Annotated in this window: 22 protein-coding genes and 1 tRNA gene; 13 read left to right on the top strand and 10 right to left on the bottom strand. The window is 65.2% G+C overall.

Annotated elements, in window-relative coordinates:
• Nucleotides 1–34: 34 nt before the first annotated feature.
• From ABIB27_RS04660 to ABIB27_RS04645, 4 genes are all read right to left on the bottom strand, one after another.
• Nucleotides 35–1,003, bottom strand: coding sequence for an NUDIX hydrolase (locus ABIB27_RS04660; RefSeq protein WP_354215581.1), 969 nt, complete (start codon nt 1,001–1,003; stop codon nt 35–37).
• 8 nt (nt 1,004–1,011) lie between these two features.
• Entirely contained in the window at nt 1,012–3,261 is a 2,250-nt protein-coding gene (locus ABIB27_RS04655; RefSeq protein ID WP_354215580.1) for an RNA degradosome polyphosphate kinase, read from the bottom strand.
• A 147-nt stretch (nt 3,262–3,408) separates the two neighbouring features.
• Nucleotides 3,409–4,380 (bottom strand): mycothiol synthase, encoded by a 972-nt coding sequence (gene mshD, locus ABIB27_RS04650; protein WP_354253575.1) that lies wholly within the window; start codon nt 4,378–4,380, stop codon nt 3,409–3,411.
• Nucleotides 4,381–4,610: 230 nt separating this feature from the next.
• Nucleotides 4,611–5,309, bottom strand: coding sequence for a winged helix-turn-helix transcriptional regulator (locus ABIB27_RS04645; RefSeq protein WP_354215578.1), 699 nt, complete (start codon nt 5,307–5,309; stop codon nt 4,611–4,613).
• A 359-nt stretch (nt 5,310–5,668) separates the two neighbouring features.
• Between ABIB27_RS04645 and ABIB27_RS04640 the strand changes: the two genes are divergently transcribed.
• From ABIB27_RS04640 to ABIB27_RS04615, 6 genes are all read left to right on the top strand, one after another.
• Nucleotides 5,669–6,424 carry a permease gene (locus tag ABIB27_RS04640; protein WP_502909114.1) on the top strand — a complete coding sequence of 252 codons (756 nt, stop codon included), beginning with the start codon at nt 5,669–5,671 and terminating at the stop codon, nt 6,422–6,424.
• Between the two features lie 168 nt (nt 6,425–6,592).
• Entirely contained in the window at nt 6,593–7,207 is a 615-nt protein-coding gene (locus ABIB27_RS04635) for a nitrobindin family protein (RefSeq protein ID WP_354215577.1), read from the top strand.
• 91 nt (nt 7,208–7,298) lie between these two features.
• Nucleotides 7,299–8,021 (top strand): flavodoxin family protein, encoded by a 723-nt coding sequence (locus ABIB27_RS04630; RefSeq protein ID WP_354215576.1) that lies wholly within the window; start codon nt 7,299–7,301, stop codon nt 8,019–8,021.
• 65 nt (nt 8,022–8,086) lie between these two features.
• Nucleotides 8,087–9,172, top strand: coding sequence for a CAF17-like 4Fe-4S cluster assembly/insertion protein YgfZ (gene ygfZ / locus ABIB27_RS04625; RefSeq protein ID WP_354215575.1), 1,086 nt, complete (start codon nt 8,087–8,089; stop codon nt 9,170–9,172).
• Entirely contained in the window at nt 9,169–9,594 is a 426-nt protein-coding gene (locus ABIB27_RS04620) for an ankyrin repeat domain-containing protein (RefSeq protein ID WP_354215574.1), read from the top strand. Before ygfZ ends, ABIB27_RS04620 begins: the two co-directional genes overlap by 4 nt.
• A 3-nt stretch (nt 9,595–9,597) precedes the next feature.
• Nucleotides 9,598–11,106: a DHA2 family efflux MFS transporter permease subunit gene (locus tag ABIB27_RS04615; protein ID WP_354215573.1), complete on the top strand. Its 1,509-nt coding sequence runs from the start codon at nt 9,598–9,600 to the stop codon at nt 11,104–11,106.
• 21 nt (nt 11,107–11,127) lie between these two features.
• Here ABIB27_RS04615 and ABIB27_RS04610 read toward each other — a convergent pair whose 3' ends face one another.
• The 5 genes from ABIB27_RS04610 to ABIB27_RS04590 all read right to left on the bottom strand — a co-directional run bounded on the left by ABIB27_RS04610 (nt 11,128) and on the right by ABIB27_RS04590 (nt 15,073).
• Entirely contained in the window at nt 11,128–11,844 is a 717-nt protein-coding gene (locus ABIB27_RS04610; RefSeq protein ID WP_354215572.1) for a GNAT family N-acetyltransferase, read from the bottom strand.
• Nucleotides 11,845–11,871: 27 nt separating this feature from the next.
• Entirely contained in the window at nt 11,872–12,897 is a 1,026-nt protein-coding gene (locus ABIB27_RS04605; RefSeq protein WP_354215571.1) for an ATP-dependent 6-phosphofructokinase, read from the bottom strand.
• Nucleotides 12,898–13,065: 168 nt separating this feature from the next.
• On the bottom strand, nt 13,066–13,317 hold the full coding sequence (locus ABIB27_RS04600) for a PspC domain-containing protein (protein ID WP_354215570.1): 252 nt from the start codon (nt 13,315–13,317) through the stop codon (nt 13,066–13,068).
• A 3-nt stretch (nt 13,318–13,320) separates the two neighbouring features.
• Nucleotides 13,321–13,614: a hypothetical protein gene (locus tag ABIB27_RS04595; protein WP_354215569.1), complete on the bottom strand. Its 294-nt coding sequence runs from the start codon at nt 13,612–13,614 to the stop codon at nt 13,321–13,323.
• Between the two features lies 1 nt (nt 13,615).
• Nucleotides 13,616–15,073: a PspC domain-containing protein gene (locus ABIB27_RS04590; RefSeq protein WP_354215568.1), complete on the bottom strand. Its 1,458-nt coding sequence runs from the start codon at nt 15,071–15,073 to the stop codon at nt 13,616–13,618.
• A 124-nt stretch (nt 15,074–15,197) separates the two neighbouring features.
• Here ABIB27_RS04590 and ABIB27_RS04585 point away from each other — a divergent pair, with 124 nt between their 5' ends.
• The gene (locus ABIB27_RS04585; RefSeq protein ID WP_354215567.1) at nt 15,198–16,616 is read left to right on the top strand and encodes an ATP-binding protein; all 1,419 of its coding nucleotides are present in this window, start codon (nt 15,198–15,200) and stop codon (nt 16,614–16,616) included.
• Nucleotides 16,613–17,296, top strand: coding sequence for a LuxR C-terminal-related transcriptional regulator (locus ABIB27_RS04580; protein ID WP_354215566.1), 684 nt, complete (start codon nt 16,613–16,615; stop codon nt 17,294–17,296). The genes ABIB27_RS04585 and ABIB27_RS04580 overlap by 4 nt, the downstream gene beginning before the upstream one ends.
• A 145-nt stretch (nt 17,297–17,441) precedes the next feature.
• On the opposite strand, the gene ABIB27_RS04575 is transcribed toward ABIB27_RS04580, so the two are convergent.
• Nucleotides 17,442–18,659, bottom strand: coding sequence for a pyridoxal phosphate-dependent aminotransferase (locus ABIB27_RS04575; RefSeq protein WP_354215565.1), 1,218 nt, complete (start codon nt 18,657–18,659; stop codon nt 17,442–17,444).
• A gap of 271 nt (nt 18,660–18,930) precedes the next feature.
• Between ABIB27_RS04575 and ABIB27_RS04570 the strand changes: the two genes are divergently transcribed.
• The 5 genes from ABIB27_RS04570 (at nt 18,931) to rplA (ending at nt 21,818) form a co-directional block, all read left to right on the top strand.
• A tRNA-Trp gene (locus tag ABIB27_RS04570) sits at nt 18,931–19,003 on the top strand.
• Between the two features lie 81 nt (nt 19,004–19,084).
• Nucleotides 19,085–19,369: a preprotein translocase subunit SecE gene (secE, locus tag ABIB27_RS04565; RefSeq protein ID WP_354215564.1), complete on the top strand. Its 285-nt coding sequence runs from the start codon at nt 19,085–19,087 to the stop codon at nt 19,367–19,369.
• Nucleotides 19,370–19,487: 118 nt separating this feature from the next.
• Nucleotides 19,488–20,366 carry a transcription termination/antitermination protein NusG gene (gene nusG / locus ABIB27_RS04560; RefSeq protein ID WP_354215563.1) on the top strand — a complete coding sequence of 293 codons (879 nt, stop codon included), beginning with the start codon at nt 19,488–19,490 and terminating at the stop codon, nt 20,364–20,366.
• A gap of 130 nt (nt 20,367–20,496) precedes the next feature.
• A complete protein-coding gene (gene rplK / locus ABIB27_RS04555) occupies nt 20,497–20,928 on the top strand; it encodes a 50S ribosomal protein L11 (protein WP_024365990.1) in 432 nt (143 codons plus the stop codon).
• Nucleotides 20,929–21,110: 182 nt separating this feature from the next.
• A complete protein-coding gene (gene rplA / locus ABIB27_RS04550; RefSeq protein ID WP_354215562.1) occupies nt 21,111–21,818 on the top strand; it encodes a 50S ribosomal protein L1 in 708 nt (235 codons plus the stop codon).
• Nucleotides 21,819–21,845 lie beyond the last annotated feature (27 nt).

The raw sequence follows: 21,845 nt of genomic DNA, 5'->3' as shown, positions 1-21,845 counted from the left end.
GGCAGTCACCGCTTCCGGCACGCGCCCGGCCACCTCAGTCGTCAAAAGGCTTGAACTGTTCCACCGCCACGATGCGTTGCTTGTGGTTGACGGCCACGTGGCATACCACCAGTTCTCCGGGCGACAGGTAGGGGTCTGAATTCGGCAGAAGCGCTCGCAGCCGGCCCGGCATCTGTTTGCCCAACTGGGCCAGCAGGGTGGGCAAAGCGGGCCGGTGTGTGCAGATGGCCACGGGCTGCTGCTTGTCCAGAAGCGAGTCGATGACTGCCGCCGTCTTTTTTGGGGTGCGGGCATGGCGGTGTTCCGTCAGTGCGTCCACCAGTTTGACCTTCGCGCCGGAAGCCCTCAGATAGGGCGCCACCGTGGACACGCAGCGCCGCCAGGGGCTGGTGACCACGCGCGGCGGTTGCCAGACCTGCAACAGCCGGCCGACGGCCTGCGCCTGCCGGATTCCGGTGGCCGCCAGAGGCCGCTCACCTTCGGCTTTGGACCAGGATGAGCGTGGCTTGGCCTTGGCGTGCCGCACCACTATCAGCGGCCAGGTGTCCAAATGGTCGTTTTTGTAGGCGGCCTGCAGATGCTGCAAGGGGACGACGTCGGACGGATTGGTCAGCAGCCCGGCGGCGGTTTCGGGGTCGCACCACACCACACGGTCCACCTCCTTGCCGTCAGGAACGAGCCGCGCGCCGTTGACTTTCACCGCCCAATAGTGGACCACCTTGAGGCCCGAGGCCACGTGGTAGTGGATGGGAGGCAGAGGGATGCCCAAGGGCGCGGAAAGCCCGATCTCCTCGCGCACCTCACGTGCGGCGCATTCTGGAAGGGTCTCGCCGGCGTCGATCTTGCCCTTGGGCCAGGACCAATCGTCGTACCTGGGCCGGTGGATCAGGAGGACCTCAAGGCCCTCGGAGTTGCTTCGCCACGGGATGGCGCCGGCCGCGACTACCGCGACGGCTTCCCCGGGATGGTCAGTCTGGTCTGCTACGAGGATGTCGCTCGACAACGCGGGCCCTACCGCCGGCTCAAGCTGCGCTGGCGGTCGCGCGATGCCAGCAGCCAGGACTGGATGTCGTCGAGGGGCGTACCGTCCTCGGAAATGTGGTGGCGGTTCCACATGCCGTCGTTGTCCAGGTGCCAGCTGGCCGTCTCCGGGTCCATGTAGCGGCGCAGCAAATCTAGGACGTAGGTGATGTCTTCCTGATTCGACAGCTGGACCAGCGCCTCCACCCTGCGGTCCAGATTGCGGTGCATCATGTCGGCCGAGCCGATGTAGACCACCGGCCCCCCGCCGTTGGCAAAGGCGAACACGCGGGAGTGTTCCAGGAAGCGGCCCAGTACCGAACGCACAGTGATGTTTTCGCTGAGGCCGGGGACACCGGGACGCAGGGAGCAGATGCCGCGCACAATGACGTCCACCATCACGCCGGCCTGGGAGGCGCGGTAGAGGGAGTCGATGATGGCCTCATCCACCATGGAGTTCACCTTGATCTGCACGCGTGCGGCCCGACCGGCACGCGCGTTGCGGATTTCGGTCTCGATCCGGTCAATAAGCCCGGAGCGGACGGAGCGGGGAGCCACCAGCAGGCGCTTGAACGTGGATTTGGGCGCGTAGCCGGAGAGTTGGTTGAACAGCTTGGAAAGGTCCTCGCCCACCTGCTCGTTGGCTGTGAGAAGGCCAAGGTCCTCGTAATAGCGGGCTGTGCGGGGGTGGTAGTTGCCGGTGCCGATGTGGCAGTAGCGGCGCAGCCCGTCCACTTCCTGGCGGACCACCAGCGACAGCTTGCAATGGGTCTTCAGACCCACGATGCCGTAGACCACGTGGACGCCGGCCTGTTCGAGCTTGCGGGCCCAGGAAATGTTGGCCTGCTCATCGAACCGGGCCTTGATCTCCACCAGAGCCAGCACCTGCTTGCCCGCCTCGGCCGCATCGATCAGGGCGTCAACAATGGGGGAGTCGCCCGAGGTCCGGTACAGGGTCTGCTTGATTGCCTGGACCTTGGGGTCCGCCGCCGCCTGTTCCAGGAACGCCTGCACGGAGGTGGAGAAGGAGTCGTACGGGTGGTGGAGCAGGATGTCGCGGCGTCGCATGGCCGAGAAAACGTTGGCAGCCTTGGACGTCTCGGACTCGTTGAGGAACCGTGACGTGTGGGGCATGTGCTTCGGGTAGTGCAGGTCCGCGCGGTCAATGCCGGCAATGACGGACAGCCCGCGGAGGTCGAGCGGAGCCGGAAGCGAGTAGACCTCCGACTCTTCCACGCCCAGTTCGCGGATCAGCAGCGCGCGAATGTTCGGGTTGATGTCGTTGGTGACCTCGAGTCGGACGGGCGGGCCAAAACGGCGGCGCAGGAGTTCCTTCTCCAGCGCCTGCAGGAGGTTCTCGGCGTCGTCCTCTTCCACCTCCAGGTCCTCGTTGCGGGTGACACGGAAGATGTGGTGCTCCAGGACTTCCATCCCGGCGAAGAGCTTGTCCAGGTGGACGGCGATGACCTCTTCCAAGGCGATAAAGCGTGCCACGCGTCCGGCCACGGCACCGGCGCGCGGACCGTCGATGGAAATCAGGCGGGGAAGCTGGTCCGGAACCTTGAGGCGGGCGAAGAGTTCCTTGTCGCTGACGGGGTTGCGCACCACGACGGCGAGATTCAGTGAGAGTCCCGAGATATACGGGAACGGGTGCGCCGGGTCCACAGCAAGCGGCGTCAGGATGGGGAAGACCTTTTCGGCGAACATCGTGCTGAGGTGCTGCTTGGCGGTGTCGTCCAGTTCGTCCCAATGCATCAGGTGGATGTGCTCGTAGGCCAGTGCGGGCCGGATCTGCTCCGCGTAGACCTGGGCGTGGCGCTGCTGGAGGCGGTGGGCTTCGTCGCCGATTTCTTCGAGCACCTCTACCGGGCTGGACCCGGCGGGGGAGGGCACAGCGAGGCCGGTGGCGATGCGCCGTTTCAGGCCGGCAACACGGACCATGAAGAACTCGTCCAGGTTGGACGCAAAAATGGACAGGAAGGCGACGCGTTCCAGCAGGTGGAGGTTGGGATCCTCGGCCAACTCCAGCACCCGGGAGTTGAAAGCGAGCCAGCTGAGCTCGCGGTCCAGGAACCGGTCGGGACGGATGTCACCTTCGGGCACCGGGTTGGGGGCAAACTCAGGGATGTCGATCCGGTCCTGCGTGGCGCGCGAGGCAGGCACCTCGGATGAACCGAAGCGGGCCCGCGCCGGCACTGAAGCGGCCTCGGACGTGACTGTTCCCGCGGGTTCCGGTTTCATGGTGTCTCCTCTTGCCTGGCGCTTGCTGCTGGCCCAGGGCCGGCGCGGTTCTCTACCAACCTTACAATCAAAGCCGGTCCAGAGGCCTTGGAATTAGGACCAACAGCCGCCAAATGTAAGGCGAGTGGCTAACTCACCGGAGGGCTCCTAGGCCGTAATCACGGGCCCGTACATCACATCCATATCCCAGCGGGTGAACCCCAGTCCGCGGTAGAGGGATACTGCCGGGGCGTTGTCCGCATCCGTGTAGAGCATGACGGCCTGGAGCCCCAGGCCCTGCAGATACCTGATTCCGGCAACGGTGAGAGCCTTGCCCAGACCCATGCCCTGCGCGGCCGGCGTCACGCCCACCGCGTAGACCTCACCGATCGCCGGGTGAGACCCATGCCGCGGGTGGACCTTGGTCCAATGGAAACCCAACAGCTGACCCGCTGTGTCCTCGGCCAGCAAAAAACCGGCGGGATCAAACCAGTCCTCAGCCATCCGGGCGTCCAGGTCCGCCCGGGTCAGGGAGCCCTGCTCAGGATGGTGCGCGAAGGCGGCGCGGTTCGCTGCAAGCCAGCCGTCTTCATCCTTGCCTGGTGCAAAGGCGCGGAGCGTGACTCCGTCCGGAAGGTCGACGTCGGGCAGTTCAGCCGTGGCGGTCGTCAGCCTCATCTTCCAAAGCTCGCGCACCGGGCCGTAGCCGTAGCGGGCGGCGAGGTCCGCGGCCGCCTCATGGTTGCCGTGGGACCAGGCCTTCAGGCCGTCCAAACCCCGCCCTGACTGCAGTGCACCCACAAGGCGGTCTGCCACGCCCTGGTTGCGGTAGCTGGGGTGGACGGCGATTTCCAGTACGCCGTCGCCGTCGCCCTCCTCCACCACTAAGGCGACTCCGGCGAGGTCCTGGCCGGAGGAGGGGTCTGAATCTTCGTCCGGGGCGTAGAGGGCAAGGGTCAGGAGCGAGTGTTCGGCTGCATCGCCGGCGCGGAGCGTCACCACTGTCTGCTCGGACAGGGACGGGTTTCCGTCGGATTCCTCGGCGGCTGCCAGGAGCCCCAGGCAATCCTTCAGCAGTTGGTCATCCACCCCGCCGTGGACAACGAGGACGGGCCATTTTTCCGGGTGCGCAGGACTCATGAGGCTAGGCTATACGCCCGGGCCGGAACGTGCCCCCGGATTTGATGTGTACCCGGCGGTTACGTATAGTCAGTAACTCACCGGCAAGAGACCGCCGGGCGAGGGGGATCCACCAGTGGGGTGGCCTCGATACGTTCGACCCGTATGTCCTCCACCAACAACGTTTCCACAAAGCAGCAGCCCCGGACCACAGGCCCGGGGCTGCTGCTTTGGAATTTCGACGCCGGCTGTCAGGCTTCCGTCAGCTCGTCTTCCTGCTGCCGCACCAGGGTGAGGCGGTAGCCGACGTTGCGGACGGTGCTGATCAGGTTCTCGTGGTCGGCACCGAGTTTGGCGCGTAGTCGGCGGACGTGGACATCCACAGTGCGCGTGCCGCCGTAGTAGTCATAGCCCCACACCTCGGTGAGCAGCTGCTGGCGGGTGAAAACGCGGCCGGGGTGCTGCGCCAGGTACTTGAGGAGTTCAAATTCCTTGAACGTCAGGTTCAGGGGTGCGCCGTTGACGCGGGCGGTGTAGCTGGCCTCATCGATAACCACGCCGGCGGCCCGGATCTCCGTGGGGGCGTCTTCCTTTTCGGGAACGGCCCGCGCCACCGATAACCTGATGCGCGCTTCCACTTCGGCGGGGCCGGCCGAATCGAGGACGATGTCGTCCACGGCCCAGGCCGAGGAAACTGCCGCCATGCCGCCTTCAGTGAGGATGAGCATCAGCGGGGCGCTTAAGCCGGTCGCCTTCAGCAGTTGGGTCAGGGAGCGGGCGCCCACCAGGTCCTTGCGGGCGTCCAGGAGCACGATGTCGCATGGATCGGTCTCCAGTAGGGCGGTGGGCTCAGCGGCGAGGATGTGCACACGATGGTTCAGTAATTCGAGGGCAGGCAGGATGTCCACCGATGAACCAGTGCTGTTCGTCAATAGCAGGATGTGCGACATTGTTCCTCCAAGGGGCGTCCGCGCATCTTCGGGCGACTGAACCGGGTTTTCACCGGCCGGTACCAGCTCACTGCTCAGGCCTGGGCCGGCTAAAGATCTATCCGGCCGGCAACCGTTGCAGGAAGCGTAGCTGAACTTTGAGTATACCGAACGGCCCTCCATCCAACAGGGATTCCGCCTGCGGAGACGTTCGATTTACGACATATCCAGGCGACATAGGGCAGGATTGAGCCACGGGGCAGAATGCCCTGACGCGGAGGGCGGAGCCGCCGGGTCCACAGCCAGATTGGGAATGCAGCGAATTGAGTGCAGAGCAGAACCGGCGAACCGAAACCGGCAGGCCCCGTGCGGGCGCGGATATGCGGACCCCGCCGCGAGCACTGGGCTCGTGGGTCATTGGACTTATTGGCATTGCAGGGCTCGTGGCAATCATCGCCGGCGTGCATGTCTCGCGTGAGGCACTCGTCGGCGTCGCAATCGCCAATGCCGTGGGGGTGGGCATTGGCTGGCCCCATTTCCTCCGCATCCCTGCGAAGAAGACCCTTGCCGCCGTCATAGCGCTGCCCGGCGTCGGGTCCGCGCTCGGTGCCGGGCTTCTGCCGGCTCCCGGCCTCCTGGACTGGACACCGGCCTTTATGGCGCTGGGAATGATGGCCGTCTTTGTGGTGCAGCTCATCCGCGGCACCGGCCAGGCCAAGCGGCTCGAATCCACCTTGGGCTGCTGCGCCGGCGTGCTCCTCTCCTGCCTGGGCGCAGGCTGGATTGCCGGCGCCCGCTTTAATGGTGTCCGCGAAATGATGCTGGTGGCGGCCATCAGCGCCGCCGTGGCACTGCTCGCCGGCCTGATCCGGTGGCCGGACCGGGTTGTGGCTCCGCTGGGTATCGCCTTGGCAGGCCTGGCCGGGCCACTCGCCGGCCTGGTCCTGTCAGACCTTGCCGTGCCGCCCGCAGCCATCTGCGGCGTGGTGGTCGGGGCTGTCCTGGTCAGCTTCCGGCGGCTCGTCACACTCCGCGGTGGTCCGCTGGATTTCGCTGCGGCCCTTAGCATGGGTCTGGCACCTGTGTCCGCTGTGGGCTCCCTTGCCTACTTCATCGACAAACTACTCATCTACTAAAGGATAGGATGGCATCATGTCCGTACTTGCATTTGAAATCTTCTTCCTTGTCCTGCTCGGCATCGCCAGCCTGTCCATGGCCTGGTTCGCCGGCTTTGTGGTTTACCGCCTCTTCAAAGGCCAGAAGTAAACCTGTTCCGGAGCTAGCCTTTTCCTGAGGTAATTGTTGTGCCGATTGAGATTCCCACAGACCTGACACCGGAACTTGTTCCGCTTTCCTGGCTCATTGGTGAGTGGGAAGGGAACGGCCGTCTTGGCAGCGGTGACGAGGATTCGGAACACTTCGTCCAGCACGTTTCCTTCACGCACAACGGGCTGCCCTACCTGCAGTACCGTGCGGAGACCTGGTTAACGGCCGACGACGGCACTCGCCTGCGGCCGCTGACCGTTGAGGCCGGTTTCTGGGCGCTGGAGCGCAAACAGCTTGACGCCGACGGCGGTCCGGGCCTGGTTCCGGCGGATATCGTACCGGCACTTAAGAGCGCCGAGGAAGTCGAAGCCCTGCGCAACAAGGACGGCGGTTTCGATATCTCGGTTTCCATCGCCCACCCGGGCGGGATCTCTGAGCTGTACTACGGTCAGATCAAGGGCCCTCAGATCCAGCTCACCACGGATATGGTGATGCGGGGCAGTCATTCGAAGGATTATAGCGCCGCCACCCGGATCTTCGGCCTGGTGGACGGGAACCTGCTGTGGCGCTGGGACGTTGCCACAGGTGGCACGGGGCAGCCCGGTTCGGGGCTGGAAGCGCACGCCTCGGCCTTCCTGAAAAAAGTCTCCTGATCCGGCACAGCGTCGCAGGCCGTCAGTAGACTTAGTTTCCACACTTCACCGTCCTTACAGGGGAACCCGTACGAGTGAACCAGGGAGCATCATGGCAGCACAACAGAACTCCACGGACTACAGCGATCTGAAGGCTTTGTTCTTCAATGGGACGCTGAAACGCTCACCCGAGACCAGCAACACAGAGGGCCTGATACAGGTCAGCCGCCTCATCATGGAAAAACAGGGCGTCAGCACGCGTGTGATCAGGACGGTCGATCACGACATCGCCAGCGGTGTGTATCCGGACATGACCGAGCACGGCTGGCCAACCGATGAGTGGCCGGACCTGTACCCCGCAGTTGAAGAGGCCGACATTGTGGTGGTGGGCGGCCCCATCTGGTTGGGCGACAACTCCTCCCAGACCAAGAAGCTGATTGAACGGCTCTATGCCCATTCGGGGGAACTGAACAGCAAGGGCCAATGGGTGTTCTACCCGAAAGTGGGCGGCTGCCTGATCACCGGCAACGAAGACGGCATCAAACACTGTTCCATGAACGTGCTGTATAGCTTGCAGCACATCGGTTTCACCATCCCGCCGCAGTCCGACGCCGGATGGATCGGACCCGTAGGCCCCGGGCCTAGCTACCTGGACGAAGGCTCCGGCGGCCCCGAGTCCGACTTCACCAACCGCAACACCACCTTTATGACCTGGAACCTGTTGCATTTCGCCAGGATGCTCAAGGATGCCGGCGGGATTCCTGCCTATGGCAACCTTCCGGAAGAATGGAAAGCCGGTACCCGCTTCGATTTTGAAAATCCGGAATACCGCTAGCCGCCGACGGTGGTTGAGCCTCCCGAAACCGGAATACCCACCAACCCAAGGACGTTGCCCCCAGTATGACTACCCCCAGCCCACTCCTGTCGCGCCCTGGCGCCGTCGAGGCCGCCGGTGCGGACGCCGGCGTCGCATCCCACTACGGTGAGCCCCTGCGCGAGCAGCGCGCGCTCGCGGCCGGTACCGCCGTCGTCGACCTTTCCCACCGCGGCGTGGTAACCGTCAGCGGTCCGGACCGGCTGACCTGGCTGAACACGCTGTCCTCACAGCAGGTGACCGGCCTGCAGCCGGGGGATTCCAGCGAACTGCTCCTGCTGAGCATCCAGGGCCGGATCGAATTTGACGCCCGGGTAGTGGACGACGGCGGGACCACCTGGCTGATCGTGGAGGCCGCCGAGGCGGGGCCCTTGGCTGAGTGGCTGAACAAAATGAAGTTCATGCTCCGCGTTGAAATCAACGACGTCTCCGGCGACTGGGCAGTGCTCGGCTCCACCAAAGACGTGGCGGAGTGGTCCGGCCTGCTGGCCTGGCGTGATCCCTGGCCCCATGTTGGCGCAGGCGGTTACTCGTATTCCGTCGTGGCGGAGGCTGAGCACCCCGGGCTGGACCGGCCGTGGATCGAGTATCTGGTACCGGCCGCCGAGCTGGCGCAGACCGTCGGGGACCGGCCGCTCGCCGGCATGCTGGCCGCCGAAGCCCTCCGCGTCGCTGCCTGGCGCCCGCGGCTCGGCGCGGAAACTGACGACAAAACCATTCCGCACGAACTGGACCTCCTCCGCACCGCCGTGCACCTGGCCAAGGGCTGCTACAAGGGCCAGGAAACCATCGCACGGGTGCACAACCTGGGCCATCCGCCGCGGCGCCTGGTGTTCCTGCAGCTCGACGGATCGCAGCACACCATGCCTGCACCGGGCAGCCTGGTCATGCTCGGCGGGCGAAAGGTCGGGACGGTAACCTCCGTGGCCCAGCACTACGAGATGGGTCCTGTTGCCCTGGCTGTCATCAAGCGCTCCGTGGCGCCGGATGAAGTACTGACGGTGCTGGACGGTGAGGAGCCCTACATCGCAGCCCAGGAAGTGATTGTTGCTCCCGACGCCGGCCAGGTCGTGGGGCGCCAGACTGGATTCTTGAAGGGGACCCGCTCATGACCGACCACGCCGCACCCGGCCCCGCCGCAGCAGGCTCCCAGACACCCGACGATGAAGCCGTGGCCCTGGCACACAAGCTATTCCAGGCCGCCCGTGAGGGAGACACCGGGCTCCTGAGCGTGTACCTCGAAGCCGGAGCACCGGCAACTATGACCAACTCGGCCGGTGACTCCCTGCTGATGCTGGCGGCCTACCATGGCCACGCGGAGACTGTGCAGTTGATCCTGCGACATGGAGCCGGGGCCGACACAGCCAACGACCGCGGCCAGACGCCGCTGGCCGGTGCCGCCTTCAAGGGGTACACCGATGTTGCCCGGCTGCTCCTGGACGCCGGTGCGGATCCCGACGCCGGCACGCCCTCCGCCCGGGACGCCGCAAAGATGTTCGCCCGGACTGAAATCCTCGAACTGATAGGAAACTGACCCGTGGAAAATGTAGCCCGGCCGTGGCCAGCCCTGTGGTCACTGGTCATCGGATTTTTTATGATCCTGATCGACACCACGATTGTCTCCGTGGCAAACCCCCGCATCATGGAGGGACTCAACGCTGACATCAACGCCGTCATCTGGGTGACCAGTGCGTACCTGCTGGCCTACGCCGTGCCGCTGCTGGTCACGGGCCGGCTGGGTGACCGCTTTGGGCCCAAAAACCTTTATCTGATTGGCCTGGTGGTTTTCACCCTCGCGTCCCTGTGGTGCGGGCTGGCCGGCGATATCCAGACGTTGATCACGGCCCGGATCCTGCAGGGACTGGGCGCAGCCATCATGACCCCGCAGACCATGGCGGTGATCACCAGAATTTTCCCGCCTGACCGCAGGGGCGCAGCCATGGGACTGTGGGGTGCGACGGCCGGAGTCGCCACCCTGGTGGGACCAATTCTGGGTGGAGTCCTGGTGGACAGCCTGGGCTGGGAATGGATCTTCTTTATCAATGTGCCGGTGGGAATTGTGGGCTTCATCCTCGCCTGGCGCCTTGTGCCGTCCCTCGCCACGCACCCCCATAAGTTCGACCTTCCGGGTGTGCTGCTCAGCGCCGTCGGGCTCTTCCTCCTGGTGTTCGGCATCCAGGAAGGTGAGACGTACAACTGGGGGACCATCGCCGGCCCCATCAGCGTCTGGGGCCTGATCATCGCAGGACTCGTGGTGCTCGCCGGCTTCATCGTTTGGCAGCGGCTAAACAAGGGCGAGCCGCTGCTGCCGCTGGACCTGTTCCGGGACCGCAACTTTTCCCTGGCAAACATCGGGATCACCACCGTTGGCTTCGCCATCACGGCCTTCGCGCTGCCGCTCATCTTCTACTACCAGCTGGTCCGCGGCCTGACGCCCACCCAATCGGCGCTGATGATGGTTCCCATGGCGGTGATCTCCGGGGGACTGGCGCCCGTGGTGGGCAAAATCATCGACCGCGTCAACCCCAAATACATCACCGCCGGTGGTCTGGTACTGATGGCAGTAGCCCTGGCCTGGAATTCGGCCCTGATGCACCCTGATACCCCCATCCTGATGTTCCTGCTGCCCAGCGCCGTTCTGGGCTTCGCCAACGCAGGGATCTGGGCGCCTTTAAGCTCGACGGCGACGCGCAACCTGCCACCGCGGCAGGCCGGCGCCGGGTCGGGGGTCTACAACACGACCCGCCAGATCGGAGCCGTCCTGGGAAGCGCGGCCATCGCGGTGCTGATCCAGGCGCGCCTCGCCGCAGAGCTGCCGGCGGGGGGCAGCGGCGGGGGGGCCAAGGAATTCTCGGGTCGGCTGCCGGATGCCCTCCACGAGGGCTTCTCGACGGCGATGGGCCAGTCCATTCTGCTGCCAGCCGCCGTCATCCTGGTTGGTGCGGCCGTGGCACTGTTCTTCGCCAAGCCGAAAGAGGTGCCGGGATGGGGCGGCCAGCCCGCTTCTTCGGATACCTCTGCAGAAGGCGCGAGCCGGGCAAGCTGAGCCCGGCAGGGCAGGGCACCGTCAGCCCAGCTGCGCGCTGGTTTGGATGCCGCCGGTGGTCAGGCCCAGCTGCCGCGCCAGGGCAACCGCCCCGGTATTGCTGACCTCTGCCCGCCACTGGACGGTCAGCCCGGCAGCAAGTGCTTCATGGGCGGCGATCGACGCCGCCAGCGAGCCCAGCCCGCGCCGGCGCCACTCAGGATCCACCAAGACTCCGAGATGGCCCAGCAGACCTTCCCATTCCGTGTAGGCACCGCACGCCACCGGGACCCGCCGGCCGTCGACGTCGTGAACGATGGTGTAGCGGTATTCGAGCTCGGACAGCCCCACTTCGTTGACGTCGTCGGGTGGGCAAAGACCTTCCAGCTCGATCGCCTCAGGGTTGCCGTGGGAGACGGTGAGCTCCTCGGACGGCTGGCGGAGCGGCAGATCGTCGGCAAAGAACAGGGCGGCAGCACCCAGGCCGTGGCCGCCGTGCGACCGGGTCAGGGTCAGGAGGGTCACGTGCTGGGCCAGCTCGTCGTCGGGGATTCCCACGGCGGCGTCAATCACCCACTGCGGACCCACCAAGGCTGAGCTGCCGAAAAGCCTGACGAATTCCACTGTCTTAGCCGCTTCGTCGGCCCTGACCACCCGCTCGCCGGAGGTCAGGGCTGCAGCGAAAGCGCCGTCGTCGAGCCCCAAATGCCGGGCCCAAGCGAGCTGGATAATGGCAGCGGAACCTGGCTCAAGAGTCATATCCCCAGCCTAGGTGGCGTGCGCGGCTCAGCCGAACAGGACGGCCGCTTCGTCGTAGCGCTTCTGCGGCACCGTCTTCAGCTGGCCCAGGGCTTTCTCAAAGCCGACGTGCTCGATGTCGGTGCCCTTGAGCGCCACCATGGTGCCCCAATAGCCCTCCACCACTGAGTCGATGGCCGCCATGCCCAGGCGCGTCGCCAGGACGCGGTCGAACGCGGACGGAACGCCGCCGCGCTGGATGTGGCCCAGGATGGTGGCACGTGTCTCGATGCCGGTGCGGGCCTCAATCTCCGGGGCGAGTTGATCCGCGATGCCGCCCAGGCGGGGCCGGCCGAAGGTGTCCAGGCCGCGCTCGGAGTGGGGGGATTCCATGTGGTCCGGAACGAAGCCCTCGGCCACAACAACCAGCGGCGCGCGGCCACGGTCATGGGCTTCCTGGACCCATTCGGTGATCTGTTCGATGCTGACTTTCTGCTCCGGGATCAGGATGGCGTGGGCGCCGGCGGCCATGCCGGCGTGCAGGGCAATCCAGCCCACGTGGCGGCCCATGACTTCGGCGATCATGCAGCGGTGGTGGGACTCTCCCGTGGTCCGGAGGCGGTCGATGGCCTCGGTGGCGATCTGGACTGCGGTATCGAATCCGAAGGTGTAGTCGGTGGCGTCGAGGTCGTTGTCCACGGTCTTGGGGACGCCCACGATCTTGAGGCCGGCGTCCGTGAGGCGCTTCGCGGCAGCCAGGGTGCCTTCGCCGCCGATCGCGATGATGGCGTCGATGCCCAGGCGATGCATGTGGGCCTTGATGACCTCAGGTCCGCCGCCGTTTTCGAAGGGGTTGGTGCGGGAGGTGCCCAGGATGGTGCCGCCCTGCTTGGCGATGCCACGGACCATGGTGCGGGGGATATCGATGATGTCGCCTTCAACGACACCGCGCCAGCCGTCCAGGAAGCCGACGAATTCATGGCCGTGGATGGCGATACCTTTGAGGACGGCGCCGCGGATGACGGCGTTCAGTCCCGGGCAGTCGCCACCACTGGTAAGAATTCCGATTTTCATGTCTCTGCTCAATCCTGCTGCTAAGGGGGTACGGGCAGAGCGCCACGCTGAGCTCACCTAGATTGTAGTCGGCGGTGTGCGTTACGACACAAACCGGTTACAAAAGACCCCCGTCCCAGAGAGGGAATCTCTCCGGAACAGGGGCTCGAGGCCTTGTTTGCTGGGTGGTCAGCGGATGGAACGGCGGTCCAGGAAGTTCTGCAACGGGATGGAGTTCCCCTGGTCAGGAAGGACCAGCCAGGCCGCGAGGTAGAAGACGACTGCGGGACCGGGGAGAAGGCAGAAGACCAGGAAGGCGATCCGGACGAACGCCGCATCCACGTTGAGCTTGGCTGCGATGCCGCCGCAGACGCCGCCCAGCCAGCGTTCCGGCCCGCGTTTCAGGCCGAAGCCCCTGACGATGCTGAAGAACTTGTCCATGGCTCAAGACTTCCTTGTTGTGGGTTCGTTGTCACGTTTCCGGGCCGACAGCAGGCCGCCCACCACCAGCGCCGCACCGGCCCCGATCATGAGCCCGATCAGGACATAGGTGCCGTTCAGGGTCACCACACCCAACTGCGCGACGATGATGAGTGCGGCCAGCGCCAGGACGATGAGGGCCCAGACGATGGTGCCTACACGGGCGGATTGCTGCGGCGGTGCGTCGGCTCCGGACTGGCCTGCCGCCGTCGTGCTTTCTGACGTGTCTGGATCCGATGCCGGATTTGAGCTGCCCATGTCAGTTTCCTTCCTCGATAGTGATGTTGCTGAAGGTGCCGTCGATCTCCACGATCAGGCTGGCTCCGGGCTTGTCGGTGTTGTAGCGGCTTTCCCGGGTGGTGATGCCGCTGCGGTTGCCGGCGCCGTCGTGGATGTTGCCCATGGTCATGTCGGCCTTGATTGCCACGGGGACGTTGTGCGGGAGGACCACCGTGACGTTGCTGGCCGTGACGCCCAGGGGAACCACGACGTCGGATGGCAGCGGGGCGGTGACGTTCATCCCGGTGAGGTCAAAGGTGCCGCGGCCGGCAGTGACATTGATGCCGTCCCGGGCTTGTTCAATGCTCGCGGGCGTCCAGTCGACTTCGGTGAAGCTGACCCTGTCGCCGTTGCCCACCACGCTGTAGATTCCGCCGGTGATCAGGGCCGCCACAGCGAAAAGGCTGAGGATTCCGGCCGTCTTGCCGCGGAGGCCTGCGATCAGGATGCCCAGGCCCACAACCGCTGCGCCGGCGGCCCACACAATCGCGTTGGCGGAATCGCCGAGGTTGATCACGTTGGCGGCGTCGAGGGCTTTCAGTCCACCGCCCACCAGGAGCGCCGCGCCGGCGGTGATTGCCACGGCGGGGGCGCCGGGTCCGGAGGGGCGGACGTGCGGTGCCGGCGCCGGGCCTTGGGGCGGCTGGTAGCCGTCGCCGTAGCCGCCGCCGTAGGTGTCACCGCCGGGGAACGCGCCGCCGGGGGGCGGAGTGGTGCCGGAAGGCGGCGTTGGTGTGTACGGAGGATTCCCCGCCGAGCCCGTATCAGTTGCAGCGTAGGGCGACGTGTACGGGGCGGTGGTGTACGGGGCTGTGGGATATGAGGCCGCGAAAGCGGCGTTGCCGCCGGCTCCGGCCGGAGGTGTGGCGTTCATGGGAGCTCCGTTCCGGACCTTGTTGCGTTGCGTCAGGTAGTAGATGAGGTAGATGGCGCCGCCCACCCAGAAGACGGTCCAGAGGAATCCGCCGAAGCCGTTGTGGCTCCAGCCCCAGAATCCGCCGCCCAGTCCGGTGAGGCCCACCACGGTGGTGATCAGCGCGCCGGTCATGCCGCTGGTCCACCGGCCGGCACCCGCCTCCTGGACGTGGATGCGGCCGTCGGGCTCGGGCAGGAGGGCCCAGGCGATGCCGTACAGCAGAACGCCCACTCCGGCAAAGAGGGTCAGCACGATGAAGATGCCGCGGACAATCAGCGGGTCGATGCCCATCCGGTGCGCGATGCCGCTGGCGACACCGCCTATCCACCGGTCGCGTCCGCGCTGGATGCCGTGGCTCCGGATCCAGGGGAAGAAATCCTTCGCCTGGCCAGGTGCCTGGGGGCCTGCGTAGTGGCCCGCCGCCGGGGGCGGCAGGAGGGGGTCGGTGGGCTGGCCTGGTCCGCGGGGTGGGAGAGGTTCCGTGGGCTGGCCGTCGTCGGGGATAGGGGTCTGGGAGTTCATACTTCGATCCTGCCGTCCCGGGCCGTGCGGCTCTACTGGGGAACACCCTGACTCGTCCCTGAGTTACCCCCGGTTCAGGCCGGAATCGGGTCCGGGGAACCCTGATCCGTGCTTGGATTGACCCATGACCACCGCCTTTACCCGCCCCCCGCTGGTCCGCAGCACCGACCGCGTCATCGCGGGCGTCTGCTCCGGACTCGCGGCGCATCTGGGCTGGCCGGTGAAAAACGTCAGGATCGGGATGGCGCTCGCAACCCTCGCCGGCGGTGCCGGTCTGGCGTTCTACGCGTGGCTGTGGATCATGGTCCCCACCGCGGACGAAAGTGCCCGGCGCCTGGCCCGGCGTCCGGCGTCGCCCATTGCACCGGCTGTTAGCATCGTGCCCCCGCCGGCAACGGCGTCGCAGTTTTCGGGGCAGCCTGCTGCGGGTGCACCGTGGGCAATGCCCGACGCCGGTGCTTCCGCCCCGGCCGCTGCCTATGCTCCGGGCGTTTCCGGGGCTCGAGTTCCGACCTCGGCAGGGTACGGTGCTGACGCCAGTCCGCCCTGGTTCCGTTTCCGCAGCATGCGGTACGGCAAGGAGATCCTGCTGGGAGCCGGCCTCCTGCTGGTCGCGGGCATCATGATCGCCCAGCTACTGGGCATGGACGTGCCCTTGGGGACCCTCATTCCCGCTGCGGCCGTGCTCGGCGGTGCCGCCATCGCCTGGATGCAGCTCGACGAGACCCGCCGCGCCGGTCTGGTGGACAAGACCAAGGCAGACCAGGCGGGTGGCTGGGCGCGCCTTGCCGCCGGGCTCGCGCTGGTGGTGGCCGGCGTGCTGGTGATGGTGTCCGGTTCCGGATCCTGGGAGCAGACCTGGCTGGCGCTGCTGGCCTCGGTGGCAGTGCTGGGCGGCGTGCTGCTGGTGCTGCTGCCCTGGGCACTCAAATTCTGGCGCGACCTGGAAACGGAGCGTGCGGGCAGGATCCGCGAAACAGAGCGGGCGGAGATCGCGGCGCACCTCCACGATTCCGTACTGCAGACTTTGGCCCTGATCCAGCGGCGGGCCGCCAACGAACATGACGTGGTCCGCCTGGCCAGGGCCCAGGAACGGGAACTGCGGGGCTGGTTGTTCCAGGACCCTGGCAAGGAAGCCGGCCAGCTGTCGGACCGGATCAAGGCCACCGCCGCCGAGGTGGAGGACGTCCTGGGCAACGCCGTGGAAGTGGTGAGCGTGGGCGATACCCCCATTACCGAGGCCCACGAAGCACTGGTCCAGGCCAGCCGCGAGGCAATGCTGAACGCGTCCCGGCACGGCGGCGGAACCGTTTCCGTGTATTTGGAGGTCTCGGACGGGCGCGCCGAGGTCTTCGTCAAGGACCGGGGCCCCGGCTTCGACCTCAACGAGGTGCCGGAAGACCGGCTGGGGGTCCGGGAATCGATCCTTGGACGCATGAAGCGCCACGGCGGGACGGCCTCCATCACCAGCACCCCCGGCGGCACCGAGGTTCGGCTGGGCCTGCCGGCGCCACACCGGGACAACGCAGAAGGAAAATCATGAACAACTCACAGGGCACCGGGCCCATCCGCCGCGCACAGTCTGTCCGGGTGGTGATCGTGGACGACCACGCCATATTCCGGTCCGGCCTCAAGGCCGACCTCGACACCAGCATCCAAGTGGTGGGTGAGGCGGCCACCGTGGAGCAGGCCATCGCAGTGATCGCCCAGGAGCGGCCCGAAGTGGTGTTGCTGGACGTCCACCTGCCGGGTGGCCTGGGCGGCGGCGGACGCGAAGTCATCGCAGGCTCCGCAGCACTGTTGGCGACCACCAAGTTCCTGGCCCTGAGCGTCTCGGACGCCGCCGAGGACGTGGTGGCGGTTATCCGGGCCGGGGCCCGCGGCTATGTCACCAAGACCATCTCGGGTGCAGAAATCACTGACGCCGTGTTCCGCGTGGCGGGTGGCGACGCCGTGTTTTCGCCCCGGCTGGCAGGGTTCGTGCTTGATGCCTTCGGCACCGCACCGGCCGACATCGCCGACGATGAACTCGACAGGCTCTCCGCCCGCGAACTCGAAGTGATGCGCCTGATCGCCCGCGGCTACAGCTACAAGGAAGTGGCCAGGGAACTGTTCATCAGCATCAAAACGGTGGAAACCCATGTGTCCGCGGTGCTGCGCAAGCTGCAGCTGTCCAGCCGGCACGAGCTGACCAAGTGGGCTGCGGAGCGCCGCCTCCTCTAAACCCCACCCAACGCTCTCTCGTTTGATGCGCCTTTGCCCCCAACGCTCTCTCACTTCCTGCGGCCTAAACGCAAACGCTCCCTCACTCTCATAAGAAGAGTGACAGGGCGTTTGGATTTTTTCTTGCAGGAAGTGAGAGAGCGTCCTATTTGGCTTTGCCGAGGAGGTGCTGGAGCCGGGCCACTCCTGTGGCCAGGTCCTCGTCGCCCAGGGCGTAGGAGAGCCGCAGGAACCCGGAGGGGCCGAAGGCCTCGCCCGGTACCACAGCAACTTCGACCTCGTCCAGGATCAGGGCGGCCAGTTCAGCGGAGGTCGACGGCGTCGCGGTGCCTGCCGCCGTCGGGAATTCCTTCCCCAGCAGCCCGCGGACGTCCGCGTACACGTAGAAGGCGCCCTTCGGCGTCGGGCACTCCACCCCGTCAATGGCGTTGAGTCCGGCGACGATCGCCTTGCGGCGGCGGTCAAAGGCCACCTTCATCTCGTCGACGGCGGTCAGCGGTCCGGAGACGGCGGCGAGGGCGGCGATCTGCATGATGTTCGAGACATTCGAGGTCGAGTGGGACTGCAGGTTTGTGGCGGCCTTGATGACATCGGCCGGGCCGATCATCCAGCCGACGCGCCAGCCGGTCATTGCATAAGTCTTGGCCACGCCGTTGAGAATGACCACTTTGTCGCCCAGTTCCGGTGCCGCGGTGGCGATGGAGGTAAACGGGACGCCGTCGTAAGTCAGGTGCTCGTAAATCTCGTCGGTGACTACCCAGAGGCCCTTGGCGGCGGCCCACTTGCCGATCTCGGCAACCTGCTCGGGGGAGTAGACGGCGCCGGTGGGGTTGGACGGTGAGACGAAGAGCAGGATCTTGGACTTCTCTGTGACAGCGGCTTCGAGCTGCTCCACCGTGACCAGGTAGTCCTGCTCCGGGCCGGCGAAAACGTCAACCGGGACGCCGCCGGCGAGCCGGATTGCCTCCGGGTACGTGGTCCAGAACGGGCTGGGCACAATCACTTCGTCGCCCGGGTCCACCAGTGTGGCGAAGGTGTTGTACACAGCCTGCTTGCCGCCGTTGGTCACCAAAACCTGGGACGGGTCCACGGTGTAGCCGGAATCCCGCAGTGTCTTCTCCGCAATAGCCTTCTTCAGCTCCGGCAGGCCCCCGGCGGGTGAGTAACGGTGGTACTTGGGCTGGCCGGCGGCCTCAATGGACGCCTTCACGATGTAGTCCGGGGTGGCGAAGTCCGGCTCGCCCGCACCGAAGCCAATTACCGGCCGGCCTGCTGCCTTGAGCGCCTTGGCCTTGGCGTCAACGGCCAGGGTTGCGGATTCGGCAATGGCGGATATGCGCTGGGAAACGCGGGCGGAAGACATGGCGGGTCCGTTCTTCGCTTGCAGCTCAGTGGCTGGATGGTGGAATTCGACGAGATCTACTCTATGCTGTTCAGCGGATCGTTCGGATTGCCGGCGAGGATGCGACTGCAGGCCAGGGGCACCCTCGATGACATTCGACGGTCCGGAATGAGGGCTGGTTCGACGTAGACGAAGTTGTTGCGTAGACTGGTTCTCCGGTGTTGAAACACGGATGATGACGTGCGCCCCAGTGAAAGCTGGCAAACGTGTCAGGTCCCGTTTTTCGTCCCATAGGGTAGTGGCGCAATTGGTAGCGCAGCGGTCTCCAAAACCGCAGGTTGCAGGTTCGAGTCCTGTCTGCCCTGCGCAAGCTGTTCCGGCGAATAGCCGGAGCACGCGCAGTAACCATGGTTCTGATCAGGACCGGGTAATCCAACATTGCAAAGATGAGCGAGGACCAGGTGACCGAAACAGCTGCCAGCAGCTCCAAGGGCCGGCCAGCTAAGAAGGACGCCAAGGCAAACTTCTTCGCCCGTATTGCACTCTTCGTTCGCCAGGTCATCGGCGAGCTGAAGAAGGTTGTTGCACCAACCCGCAAGGAACTGATCAATTACACGCTCGTGGTGCTGGTGTTCGTGGCCATCATGATGGTGATCGTCAGCATCCTGGACCTCGGTTTTGGAACCGCGGTCAGCTGGGTCTTCGGCGGGATCGCTCCCACGGACCGCTAAGGCGCACCGTCCGCAGGCCGCGTGGCACAGACCGGGTAACCGGTACGGAGTCCATGCCGGTGTGCGGAATTGAGCCATTTAAATAGGCATGTTAGGCAATGAGGAAGCAGGAGACCAAGTGTCTGAGCAGGAGCTCGAGGTAACCGAGACTGAGCTGGAGGAGTCCACGGACAACACGGCGGCCCCCACGGTCGAAGCCGGTGAAGAGTCCGAGGTTGAGTCCGCTGCGCCCGATTCAGATTCCGACGACGATTCTGACGTTGCCGAGGATTCCGCTACGGCGGATGTAGCTGCGGAGGACGCTTCTGAAGAGGAGTCCGACTCAGATGGCGACGCTGCTGAGGGCGACGACGCTGACGCAGACGCCCTGGCAGCCGCGGCCGCCAAGGCCGAGGTTGACCCCGCCGATGAATTCAAAGCCAAGCTGCGCCGCCAGGAAGGTGACTGGTACGTCATCCACTCCTACGCTGGTTACGAAAATCGCGTCAAGGCCAACCTTGAGACCCGCATCCAGACCCTGGACATGGAAGATTACATCTTCGAAATCCAGGTGCCCATGGAAGAGGTCGTTGAGATCAAGAACGCTCAGCGCAAGGTCATCAACCGCGTCCGCATCCCCGGCTACGTCCTGGTCCGCATGGATCTGACGGATGCTTCCTGGGGCGCCGTCCGCCACACTCCCGGTGTCACCGGCTTTGTGGGCAACGCCCACAACCCCGTGCCGCTGCGCCTCGACGAGGTCTTCTCCATGCTCGCCCCCGTCTTCGAAGAAGAGCAGGCCGAAAAGGGCAAGCCGGTCAACAAGCAGCAGCAGACCCCCGTTGACGTCGACTTCGAGGTTGGCGAGTCCGTCATCGTCAAGGAAGGTCCGTTCGAGACCCTCCCCGCCACGATCTCCGAGATCAAGATCGAATCCCAGACCCTCGTGGTCCTGGTGTCGATCTTCGAACGCGAAACACCGGTCACCCTGGCGTTCAACCAGGTCAGCAAGATCTAGCAACCCGCACAGAATTCGTTCCGGACTGCCCGCTTAGCAGCCCCGGAACGGCCGGCCGCCTCGCCATGGCGGCCAAAAACCTGAGGCACGCTCCTGTGTCCCAGGAAGAAATTGAGAGAAGGACCTTACATTGGCTCCCAAGAAGAAGGTCACCGGCCTCATCAAGCTGCAGATCCAGGCAGGCGCCGCTAACCCGGCACCGCCGATCGGTCCTGCGCTTGGCCAGCACGGTGTCAACATCATGGAATTCTGCAAGGCGTATAACGCTGCGACAGAAGCCCAGCGCGGAAACGTTATCCCCGTGGAAATCACGGTCTACGAAGACCGTTCATTCACGTTCATCACCAAGACCCCGCCGGCTGCAGAGCTCATCAAGAAGGCCGCAGGTGTTGCCAAGGGTTCACCCACCCCGCACACCGTCAAGGTTGCCAAGCTGACTCAGGCCCAGGTCAACGAGATCGCCACCACCAAGATGGAAGACCTCAACGCCACGAGCCTCGAAGGCGCAGCGAAGATCATCGCCGGCACCGCCCGCTCCATGGGTATCACCGTCGAGGGTTAATTCCCTCGCTGCCACATGTTGCGTTCGGGTAACCGATCACGACGACGGGCGGCACTGCCGGGAAACCGGCACCACCGAAATTGAAATGTTGGGAATCGGGCACGGACAACGAGCCCGCACCCCGACTGTGGCAGGGCCCAGCGCGGTCCGCAGACCACAACTGCACAAGGAGAATAAGCAGCATGGCAAAGCGCAGCAAAGCATATGAGGCAGCAGCCGCCAAGATCGACGCGGAGAAGTTCTACGCGCCGTTCGAGGCAGTGACGCTCGCCAAGGACACCAACCCGTCCAAGTTCGACGCCACCGTTGAGGTTGCCTTCCGCCTGGGCGTTGACCCTCGCAAGGCTGACCAGATGATTCGCGGCACCGTCAACCTGCCCCACGGCACCGGCAAGGTCTCCCGCGTCCTCGTCTTCGCAACGGGCGAGAAGGCTGAAGCAGCAATCGCTGCCGGCGCCGACTTCGTTGGTTCCGATGACCTGATCGAAAAGATCCAGGGTGGCTGGACCGACTTCGACGCCGCCGTCGCGACCCCTGACCTCATGGGCAAGGTTGGCCGCCTCGGTAAGGTCCTGGGTCCGCGTAACCTGATGCCGAACCCGAAGACGGGCACCGTGACCGCTGACGTCGCGAAGGCCGTCAACGACATCAAGGGTGGCAAGATCGACTTCCGCGTCGACAAGCACTCGAACCTGCACTTCATCATTGGCAAGGTTTCCTTCGACGCCCTTAAGCTGGCCGAGAACTACGCAGCAGCACTGGAAGAGGTCCTTCGTTTGAAGCCGTCCGCTGCCAAGGGCCGCTACATCCAGAAGGCCACCGTAGCCACCACGTTCGGCCCCGGCATCTCCGTCGACCCCAACGTCACCAAGGTGCTCACCGAGGCGTAGGTCCTCGAAAAGCGTTGCCCTGCCGGA

It is taken from the genome of Arthrobacter sp. UYEF21 (assembly GCF_040546085.1).
Taxonomy (GTDB): Bacteria; Actinomycetota; Actinomycetes; order Actinomycetales; family Micrococcaceae; genus Arthrobacter.
The sequence above is the reverse complement of the archived record's forward strand: the minus strand, read 5'-3'. Positions and strand labels throughout refer to the sequence as shown.